Annotated in this window: 7 protein-coding genes and 1 pseudogene; 5 read left to right on the top strand and 3 right to left on the bottom strand. The window is 43.8% G+C overall.

Annotated features, from left to right (window positions below):
- Positions 1–300 (top strand): annotated as a pseudogene (locus RMY63_RS40310) (hypothetical protein); the annotation flags it as partial.
- A 257-nt stretch (positions 301–557) separates the two neighbouring features.
- On the top strand, positions 558–788 hold the full coding sequence (gene patX, locus RMY63_RS40305; protein ID WP_322734034.1) for a heterocyst-inhibiting protein PatX: 231 nt from the start codon (positions 558–560) through the stop codon (positions 786–788).
- A gap of 143 nt (positions 789–931) precedes the next feature.
- Here the strand turns inward: patX and RMY63_RS40300 are convergent, their stop codons facing one another.
- Together RMY63_RS40300 and RMY63_RS40295 are read right to left on the bottom strand one after the other, a co-directional pair.
- Positions 932–1,882, bottom strand: coding sequence for an RpoD/SigA family RNA polymerase sigma factor (locus tag RMY63_RS40300; protein ID WP_322734033.1), 951 nt, complete (start codon positions 1,880–1,882; stop codon positions 932–934).
- 544 nt (positions 1,883–2,426) lie between these two features.
- Positions 2,427–3,692, bottom strand: a complete 1,266-nt coding sequence (locus RMY63_RS40295) for an AIPR family protein (RefSeq protein ID WP_322734032.1) — start codon at positions 3,690–3,692, stop codon at positions 2,427–2,429.
- Positions 3,693–4,066: 374 nt separating this feature from the next.
- Here RMY63_RS40295 and RMY63_RS40290 point away from each other — a divergent pair, with 374 nt between their 5' ends.
- The gene (locus RMY63_RS40290) at positions 4,067–4,492 is read left to right on the top strand and encodes a GFA family protein (protein WP_322734031.1); all 426 of its coding nucleotides are present in this window, start codon (positions 4,067–4,069) and stop codon (positions 4,490–4,492) included.
- A 94-nt stretch (positions 4,493–4,586) separates the two neighbouring features.
- Here the strand turns inward: RMY63_RS40290 and RMY63_RS40285 are convergent, their stop codons facing one another.
- A complete protein-coding gene (locus RMY63_RS40285) occupies positions 4,587–4,838 on the bottom strand; it encodes a hypothetical protein (RefSeq protein ID WP_322734030.1) in 252 nt (83 codons plus the stop codon).
- Positions 4,839–4,892: 54 nt separating this feature from the next.
- Here RMY63_RS40285 and RMY63_RS40280 point away from each other — a divergent pair, with 54 nt between their 5' ends.
- Positions 4,893–5,390, top strand: a complete 498-nt coding sequence (locus tag RMY63_RS40280; RefSeq protein WP_322734029.1) for a hypothetical protein — start codon at positions 4,893–4,895, stop codon at positions 5,388–5,390.
- A 67-nt stretch (positions 5,391–5,457) separates the two neighbouring features.
- Positions 5,458–9,726, top strand: a complete 4,269-nt coding sequence (locus tag RMY63_RS40275; RefSeq protein ID WP_322734028.1) for a strawberry notch-like NTP hydrolase domain-containing protein — start codon at positions 5,458–5,460, stop codon at positions 9,724–9,726.
- Positions 9,727–9,902 lie beyond the last annotated feature (176 nt).

Below are 9,902 nucleotides of genomic sequence, written 5' to 3'. Positions count from 1 at the left end.
GCGGTCTCAAAGCCTTATATATACTTGCTTGCAAGTTTTAGGACGGGTCTAATAGGTATTTCGGGGAGATGGAATGGAGAGGAACAGATTGCTAAGATCCTAACGATTCTACCTCCTACTGAGGTGACATCTAGCACGATTCATACAGACTACTCGGAGGATTTCGGTTTCGATTTCGAGTTTGACGAACAAGTTTTTAGACCAGCAGCCTGCATCATCGGTTGCTCTAACTATCAAAGGGTTGAGTACGGCGGCAATTTGTTAGTCTGTGGCATATATCCATGTTGGATCGGATGGTGAGAATTGTCCAGAGTTCATCAATCCCTAGTAACTGGCTAAATCGGTCATTTATTTGTGCCAAAAGTCATGGTCGAATTCATGACTTTTTTCATTAGTCCTTTTGTCAAACATTTATATAATAGTTGTATTCAAACAAAGTTTTATTGCGATATTAAACTCCAAAACAAAATATTTCTTCCATTATATTTAGATATATTTACCGGATAGTTTAAAAATACCAAGTAGTAGTTAATAGAGATAAAATAGAGCTATTAACTATGCCTTTTACATCTTATATTCTAGTCGGGACTTTCCTATTTAGTTTACTAAGTCTTAATGACCGAATACAGATAAATAAATTATCACAGACACTGCTGACTACTTATAAAACACAACAGTTATTTTCAGAGATTACCAAATCTAATACTCCCAGTACACCTGTACCTTATAGAGGCGGTGGACGTAGATATTTAATTGAACCTTTCAAAAATATTGAGCCTCTTGTTTAATCTGACTTTTCACAGGATCTGAAAAAATCAGAGGGTGTAGGTGTAGTAAGACTTTCTGTCTTTCCCTACACCCAAACCTGTAACCCTATTTCAGCCTTTCTTTTTCGCTAATTAGTCCCGAAAATATCATCAATAAGTACTTATTACGAAACTAAATACTGTTGAATTTCAGTTTTTTGACGACGTAGAACAGTGATTGCTTGCTGCTGAATTTGGCGAACTCGTTCTCTACTGACATTCAACTTCTCTCCAATCTGAGCTAAAGTTAGTTCTTGATCGTTCTCTAACCCAAAACGCAAAGTTAATACTTCACGCTGCGTCGGTTTGAGTGATTCTAATAAACTATTAATATCTTGACGCAAAAGTTCTTTGGTGATATGTTCGTCTGGAGATATACCCTCATCTGGTAAAAGTTGACTAAGTTCTGTGTCTTGGTTATCTCCAATCTTTACATCTAGAGAAATTGGCTGCTTTGAACTGCTGAGAAAATCCCTAATCTGGCTTGGTTGTAAGTCTAAAGTTTGAGCAATTTCTATAACACTGGCTGGACGACCCAGTGTCTGAAATAATTCTCGCTGTACTTTCTTAATTTTGTTCAGTTGTTCGGTGATATGAATTGGCAAGCGTACAGTACGGGATTTCTCTGCGATTGCCCGTGTGATTGACTGCGTAATCCACCAGTATACGTAAGTGGAAAGCTTATAGCCGCGATTGGGGTCAAATTTTTCTACACCCCTTTGTAAACCTATTGCCCCTTCTTGCAGCAAATCTAAAAATTCCAGATTGCGCTTAGTATATTTTTTGGCAATCGAAACCACCAGACGCAAGTTTGCTGTCACCATTTTTTGTTTGGCTCGTTGCCCAAGATTTTGTATTTGAGCTATTTCCAATTCACTTTTGTCAATATCAACAGCTAATTCGACCATTGTTGGCTCACGAGCTAGTTGTTGGGTGAGTTCATTTTTTCTTTGCTCAATTGCCATGATTTGCTGTACCTGCCTGCCATAAGCAATTTCTTGGTCTGCGGTTAGCATTGGGTAACGACCGATCTCTTGCAAATAGATACGAACCATGTCTGGACTCAGGCTGGACATACAACTTAACTTTTTTGATATTTAGACGAATTTAAAAGTATAAATCAAATCGCTGAATTAATTTTCCTGATTTAACAGCTAAAAAATATTAACCTGAGATTGCGATAAATAAATTCAACCTAGAACACAATCATTTATAACGGTATCCAGTGAGCGCTTACTACACCTCCATTCCAAAGTTCTACCTCTGGTAATTTTTGTCATTAAACTTAACTTGTTGAGAATTAATTAGCTGGTATTACCCAAGCTATTTTGAGAGTTCCTGACTTAACTAGATAACTGGAAAAGTCAGGTAGGGCATGGGGGCTAAGAGTCTTTCCCCTATACCGAATGGCACGAAGATTTATGTGAAACCTCTTTGCTGACAGGGTTGCAGCTTCGTGTGTTCTAGACAATTAAATGCGAGTGCGTCAAGGAGTTCAACATCTTCTTAATTCCCCACACCCGAACTTAGCAACTCCACACCCTTTCATCCAGGAATACCAGGGATTTACGCTTTTCTTCGTGCCATTCCCCTATACCTCATGCCTTATTCGGTAAAAAACTATTTGGGAATAGTAGTCGCGTTGAGTTCATCCCTTTTCCCTTTTCCTCTCTTGTTGCTACCTTGTGTCACCTTCAATTCTTCTTCTTGCTTACTGGAATTGACCATTTGCATCAAGTGCTGGTTTAGATAACTCTGCGCCGAAATGTACAAGCTTTCCCAAATCTCTTGATTACGACTAATTTTTGTACCTACTGTATTTCCGGCTGTTTTCTCCGACACCAAGTATTTGCGGAAGTAGTTATTCCACAAGTGTTGGAGGAAATCTTCGGCGAATTCGTTAAACGGCAAAATCCATTTATAGTCCTTATCCAAAAATACCCGATAGGACGCAATTATCGGTAATGCTAGGTCAGTTGGCGCACCAAACCCGAAAGAGTATTTGCTATCAGGCAACAACGTAGTTTTACGTATATCTATTGATGCTAAATCGTTGGCACCCTTTCTTCTGGGGTTGCTGATATGGTCTTGGATAATTTCGTAGAGTCTTTGCTCTATCCACAAAGCTTGAGATAGCAGAGGCAGTAAGGCGGTTAATCTTTCGGTTTCTGCGTCTGTGATGTTACTTGGAAGACTCATCCCTGCTGGGTGTTTGGTTCGTTTATTGCCGTCGGGGTTGTATTTATTTCTGTCGAGGCAGTAAAGCAGCTTCAGCAAATGGGTGACATTACACTGAGCATTTCTGGGAGCGCCGCTTTGGTTTTGATAATAAGCGATGCGGAATTTTCTATCTTCTTTCTGTTCTAACTGGGCTAAATACTGCTTGACGAATTTGTAATCACCCCTGGCGTTGACTTTGGAGCGAGAATCTACTGGCGTTGTAGTATTTGAAGCTAGGGCTATATCTTTAGCTGATTCTTCAGTCAGTCCAATGTGGATCGTAACTTTTACTCTGGCTTGACTTAAATTGTAGTTGTAATTTTTCGCTTGCTCAAAAGCTAAAACTGTATGTCCTCCGTTGATAATACCGTCGCTCCCCCCCTCGTTAGCTTCTAAGACTTCTAGCTCCAGTTCAGTTTTGTTCTTGACAGGTTTAGTTTTATTGGCTGACAGAACGATTCCACTGTGGCGAGAGAAGAATTTTGCAGGTTCAGTCGTCAGCGAGTCGAAGATTTGTCTGTAGGTTGCGCTTTTGCGGTTCGGTTCGCGGATGTTCGGTTCTAGCGGCAGGTCTATCGGGAAGCTGTCTACATGGGCGGTGGCGATGATGCAATTGGGGTTGGCTTGAAAATAGTTATCTATCTTGATGTTCCAAGTCTTGGGCATACAATATTTGCAATGTCAGGGGAATTTCTATGTTAACCAAAACTAGTATCTGATATCGCGTTTTGAGGTAATGCCAAGTACCGTTGTACGCCAACACAAAAATGCGCTGTCAAGTCGCAACTCTTGGAGACGCTGCACGAACGCTCCAATTCAAAATTATTTATTAAATTTTGAATTTTGAATTTTGAATTTCATTAAGTGGTAAGGGGTGCATGGTAAGGGTTTAAAACCTTTCCCCCCACCTTCCCCAAAAAATAGCCAAGTCACGAAAGCCAACTACTTGATATTCTTGGCATTTCCAGTATGAAATAAGGGAAAATGTGAGCAATTGGAGCGCCTGCGTGGAATCGGAGCAAATAATCGGAGCAAATAATATGTCTAATTTAAATATTGCAAAAGGTAGTTGCCTGTGTGGAGCAGTAAGTCTTTCTACAACTAGCATGAGTAAAAATGTGGGAGCGTGTCATTGTAGTATCTGCCGCAATTGGGGCGGAGGGCCTCTGTTAGCTGTTGATTGTAAAAGTGATGTTAGCTTCTCTGGTGAAGAAAATATTGGGCTTTATCAATCATCACAGTGGGCAGAACGTGGATTCTGTAAGCAGTGTGGTAGCCATCTATTTTACAAATTGAAACAAAGTAACCAGTATTTCATCCCCGTTGGACTATTCGATAGTTCTGAAGGTCTTGTTTTCGATCATCAGGTATTCATTGATGAAAAGCCCCAATATTACTGTTTCGCCAATGAAACTAATGACCTGACAGGGGCAGAGTTATTTGCACAGTTTGCAACTCCTGAATGACTTCTAAACTTTCAAACATTAGAGTTACCTTTTACCAGTTTGAATTAGGTTGGGCAAATGAGCGCACTGCTTCACTCACCCTTGAGACAACAAATCATCCAGCTATGTCTTTACCACTCTCATAATTCATAGCTCTGGGTTTCCTCTTGCCTATAGGGACTACTTTCGATTGCTTGGGAGGTTGAGGCGGACGGCATTTCTCGCAATATAGAGGTCTAACTCCAAAAGTTTCTCTTTGTGTGGGTTGCTCACACTGCTTACATACGAAGTTAAAAACGCGAGTGTGAATTTCCCGCTTGTGCGCTCTGACAGTGTACTCTCGGACATCGATTGTTTTGCTTGCCATTGCCTATTGCAATTAGTGACTTTTTGGATCTTAGCCTTTGCTAAGAAGATTTCAATGCTCTGGGTAAACATAATCACCCGTTTTCTGAATGGGAATTTTCATGGCTACGCCAAAGCCAGAGTGAGAGTTGCAACGACCAAACACACGCTTCAAACCCAACTGCAACGCCTCACCACATTGAAAAATCACAAACATTTGGAATTAATTATGGATATCCAAGCTATTCTCACCCTCACGATCCAAGCAGTCGTTATGAGCTTTGTTGCGCTGATGGTTTTTGACTTCATAGATGGTTTGTGGGTTGTACCCTTGCCGCCAATCGGATGGGAGCCATCGGTTATTGAACAGCCCACAGTTTCTGCAACAGCACCACAACCTACTCCACAACAGGAAATCCAACCACAAGCCACTCCAAGGGCAATCGCATTTGAGAAGATTTCCCCCGCATTCCTCACAAGTTTGAAATGCAGAGGGGCGAAGGGGAAAGAACTTGGCACATTGAACTCTCCTCTGCTCCCACTAGTGAACCTGCACAACAAGCACAGGCTTTGAGCAAGGCGTGAGAAATCCGGGTCAAACGGCTACGCCAAAGCGAAAGTGATGTATTCATATAATAGATATGGTCAGCCTTATAGCCACGCAAGGAACTCTGTTTGACCTAGAAACAGTTCTGGATTATGGGCAATCAATCCTCAACGTTGCTCAAGAACTCACCAAATCACTGATTGAGCAACGGACTATCTCCACCAGGACAATCCAAGCCCAGATGAATCGCTATTTTCTAGGCACTGCTGCGTCCGGTGCGTGGCAGTGGAAAGACGCTTACGAAGCTGTGGAAGTGGCGCAAATATTATATCTGCGTCATCTGGGAATTAAGATTTTATCACAACAACCTCAAGTGGTTGTGCAACAATTAGAAGAATTAACAGCCCTCTGCCCGACGCATACTCGCCGCAGTGAAGAGTCAGTACAGCTTCAGCAATTCTCCACCCCTCTGCCGCTTGCTTATCTGGTAGCCAAAGCAGGATTTATACAAGCTACTGATTTGGTGCTGGAGCCATCAGCCGGGACTGGTTTGTTAGCACAAATGGCTAAACTACAAGGCGCAAGTCTGATGCTCAACGAGCTTGCACCCGATAGGGAGAAGATTCTGCGGCGATTATTCCCTAGTACACCATTATTCTCAGTAAACGCGGAGCAGATTAACGATTACCTAGCTGGTAAAACTCAGCCTTCAGTTGTGCTGATGAATCCACCGTTTTCGTCATCCCCGAAAATCAGCAGTCGCAATCCCGACGCAACAAAAAGGCATATCAACTCGGCATTGCAAAGACTGGCTGACGGTGGACGATTGGTAACAATCACAGCCAACTGGTTCTCTCCCAATAATCCTACTTGGCGAGAGACTTTTGTTAAGTGGCACTCGGAAGCACGAGTTTTAATGTCAGTCGGGGTTAACGGCAAGGTGTACTCAAAACATGGTACACAAATCGACACTAGAATCACAGTAATTGACAAGGTTCCGGCTGATAATCCTGGCGACATCCCCTGTATTTCCGAAACTTTGGACTTGCCCGAACTGCTAGCGTTGATTGAGCAATTACCTAAGCGATCTTCATGGAAACGCTCAGATATCAAAGCTACTGCGAAGGCAAAAGTTGTTCAATTGCCATTCCGTACTACAGTTGCACAACCAGAAACTGTTTCCTTTCTTCCAGACGACATAGTAGTGCTGGAGTATGAGGTTATCGAGTGGACGGCTAGTGAGGGTTTGAAAGATACCCTATACGAAACCTATCGCCCACAAAGAATCCGAATCAAGGACGCTTTACCTCATCCCTCATTGCTTTGCGAAAGTGCAGCCTTAGCACTTGTCTCACCACCGGCTCCAACTTACAAACCACATCTCCCACGCAACATCATCACACAAGGCAATTTGTCAGAGGCACAACTTGAGAGCGTTATTTACGCAGGTCAGGCGCACTGTGAATTTCTGTCTGGATCTTATATTGTGGATGATTCTTGGGATAATGTGACTGTAGCGGCAACTGGCGAAGAAAATGCTGTAAAATTTCGTCGTGGCTGGTTCTTAGGCGATGGGACGGGTGTGGGGAAAGGAAGACAGTGTGCAGGAATCATCCTCGACAACTGGTGTCAGGGGCGCTCTAAAGCCATTTGGGTATCCAAAAGTTCTGCTTTAATTGAAGATGCCCGTAGAGACTGGTGTGCGCTCGGAGGTAGTGAGAAAGATATCATTGACCTGAGCAACATTAAGCTTGGCGATCCAATTTCCTTCACCCAAGGCATTCTGTTCTGCACGTACTCAACTCTACGTTCTCAAAAGAATGGTAAAAGTCGGCTCAAGCAAATCGTTGAATGGGCAGGCAAGGACTTTGAGGGAGCAATCGCATTTGATGAGTGCCACAGCATGGGCAATGCGATGGCCCAGGAGGGTAAACTCGGTATGGTTGCAGCATCCCAGCAAGGTATTGTTGGGCTGAGGTTGCAAAACGCATTACCGCAGGCACGGGTTATCTATGTCTCTGCGACTGGAGCGACAAAGGTTTCTAACCTATCTTATGCAAATCGTCTCGGTCTTTGGCAAACCGGCGACTTTCCGTTTAGCTCCCGTGAGGATTTTGTAGAATCCATTGAGGGCGGTGGTATTGCCGCGATGGAAGTGGTAGCCAGGGATCTCAAGGCTTTGGGGCTGTATCTGGCGCGGAGCCTTTCATTCGAGGGAGTTGAGTATCAAACTCTCGAAATTGAATTAACGCCTACGCAGGAACGGAGTTATAACAGCTATTCTGATGCTTTTCAAGTTATTCACCATAATTTAGACAAAGCCCTGGAAGCTTGTAATATCTCTGGTGACAAGACTTACAACCGTGCTGCAAAAATGAGCGCGGTGTCTCAGTTTGAGTCGCACAAGCAAAGATTCTTCAACCATCTGTTGACTGGCATGAAATGTCCGCAGTTAATTAAAGCGATTGAAGAGGATTTAGCTGTGGGTAACGCCATTGTTATTCAAATTGTATCAACTAATGAGGAGTTGCTTAAGCGCCGACTCAATGAAGTTGCACTCGAAGAATGGAAGGATCTCAATCTTGATCTGACTCCACGGGAATATGTCATGGATTATTTGATGAGTGCATTCCCCATTCATTTGCATTCCATCTATTCAGGTGTTGACGGCTCAGAAAGATCCGAGCCAGTCTTTGACGCTGATGGCTCTCCAGTTATCTCTATTGAAGCTGTAGCCTTGAGGGATGCGTTAGTCGATAAGTTAGCAAGCCTTGACCCAATCCCTGGTGCATTAGAACAATTGCTGTGGCATTTTGGTCACAAGCAAGTGGCTGAAGTCACAGGTCGCAGTAAACGAGTTCTGAAAGATGAATCTGGACGTTTGTTTGTTGATTCACGCGGTGCTGGCGCGAATATTGCTGAAACTGCTGCGTTTATGCAGGGTGACAAACAAATCCTCATCTTCAGTGACGCTGGTGGGACAGGCAGAAGTTATCATGCTGACCTCAACGCTGTGAATAGGAGACGGCGATCGCACTACCTGCTTGAAGCCGGCTGGAGAGCAGACAACGCAATTCAGGGATTAGGGCGATCGCACAGAACCAACCAAGCATCTGCACCAGTCTTCCGTCCTGTGACTACTAACGTGCGCGGTGAACGCCGATTCATCAGCACGATTGCTAGACGGCTGGACAGCTTGGGCGCTCTTACTCGTGGTCAACGGCAGACGGGTGGTAATGGGATATTTGAAGCTAAGGATAATCTGGAGTCGAACTATGCAGAACACGCACTATACGAGTTGTTTAGGCAGATTTTCCAAGGTCGATTTTATGAAGTTCCACTAGGGACTTTTGAGCAAATGACAGGACTCTCGCTTACTTCCCACGAAGGCGGGATGAAAATCGATCTCCCGCCCCTGCGTCAATTCCTCAACCGACTGCTGGCTTTACGAATTGATATGCAAAACGTGATTTTCGAGCGTTTTGAGTTGTTGCTAAGTCAGCAGATTGAAGCAGCGATCGCGGCTGGTGTCTATGAGATGGGTGTGGAAACTTTACGGGCTGAACGGTTTACTGTATTGAGCCAGGAAGCTGTATATACTCATGCTCAAACTGGTAGCGTCACCAATTACTTGAAAGTGGAACGCACCCAAAGGAACAACATCAGAACGGCTATTGAGATGTTGGAGTTTGCTGCCAAGTACCAAGGGCGATTCACGGTGAATGAGAAAGGTAGTGCGGCGGTAACAATTCCAACGCATAGTATATTCGATGCGGAAGGTGGTGTTGTGCCAAGGGTATTACTCGTCCGCCCACAAAAAGAAACTCGTGTCATAGTGGAACAGCTAAATTCTTCCACTTGGCGGCAGGTTTCGGCTGATACGTTTGTTGCGGCGTGGTCTACTGAAGTGGACACACTGCCCAAGTTCACTACCGATTACCTGCATTTAGTCACTGGTATTCTATTGCCTATCTGGAAAATCCTGCCACAGCACAGTAGTCGAGTATTCCGACTACAAACTGCCGATGGACAAAAGATACTCGGTCGGGTGGTGAATGCTCACGACATTCAAACCGTGCGCGAACAACTCGGACTCAAGAACAAGCTGTTAAGCACACAGGAGTTAGTCTCTTTAGTGCTAAACGAAGGCTATTCACAGCAGTTACCGGGTGGCGTTACTTTACGGCGTTCTTATATTGCCACAGAACCTCGTATAGAACTGGTTAATGCTATCTCACTGGCAGAGCGACTCTTAGCTGTTGGATGTTTCGCCGAGATCATCAACTGGCAAAAGCGCCTATTCATTCCAGCTTCAGGCAAAGCCCCAGCTATTCTAGCGGCTGTGATTGAAATCTTGGGATAAGTCAAAAGCTGATGTATTTATTAGATACATCAGCTTATTTTTCGCTCAAACACGAGTGTGATTTTATTGTACGAAATGAAGGTAATTATACGTAATAGCTCTGACGTGGAATACCTAGAATGCAGGACTTACGCAACTGGCACAAAGCACGGGCAGGTAGACAAGGGCGACAAGGG

This window comes from Nostoc sp. ChiQUE01b (assembly GCF_034531255.1).
Lineage (GTDB): Bacteria > Cyanobacteriota > Cyanobacteriia > Cyanobacteriales > Nostocaceae > Nostoc.
This window is presented reverse-complemented; position numbering and strand designations above follow the sequence as displayed.

Coding starts and splice junctions, on each gene's coding strand:
- RMY63_RS40300 (WP_322734033.1), bottom strand. CDS start 1,882: ATGTCCAGCCTGAGTCCAGACATGGTTCGTATCTATTTGCAAGAGATC.
- RMY63_RS40275 (WP_322734028.1), top strand. CDS start 5,458: ATGGTCAGCCTTATAGCCACGCAAGGAACTCTGTTTGACCTAGAAACA.
- RMY63_RS40285 (WP_322734030.1), bottom strand. CDS start 4,838: ATGGCAAGCAAAACAATCGATGTCCGAGAGTACACTGTCAGAGCGCAC.
- RMY63_RS40290 (WP_322734031.1), top strand. CDS start 4,067: ATGTCTAATTTAAATATTGCAAAAGGTAGTTGCCTGTGTGGAGCAGTA.
- patX (WP_322734034.1), top strand. CDS start 558: ATGCCTTTTACATCTTATATTCTAGTCGGGACTTTCCTATTTAGTTTA.
- RMY63_RS40295 (WP_322734032.1), bottom strand. CDS start 3,692: ATGCCCAAGACTTGGAACATCAAGATAGATAACTATTTTCAAGCCAAC.
- RMY63_RS40280 (WP_322734029.1), top strand. CDS start 4,893: ATGCTCTGGGTAAACATAATCACCCGTTTTCTGAATGGGAATTTTCAT.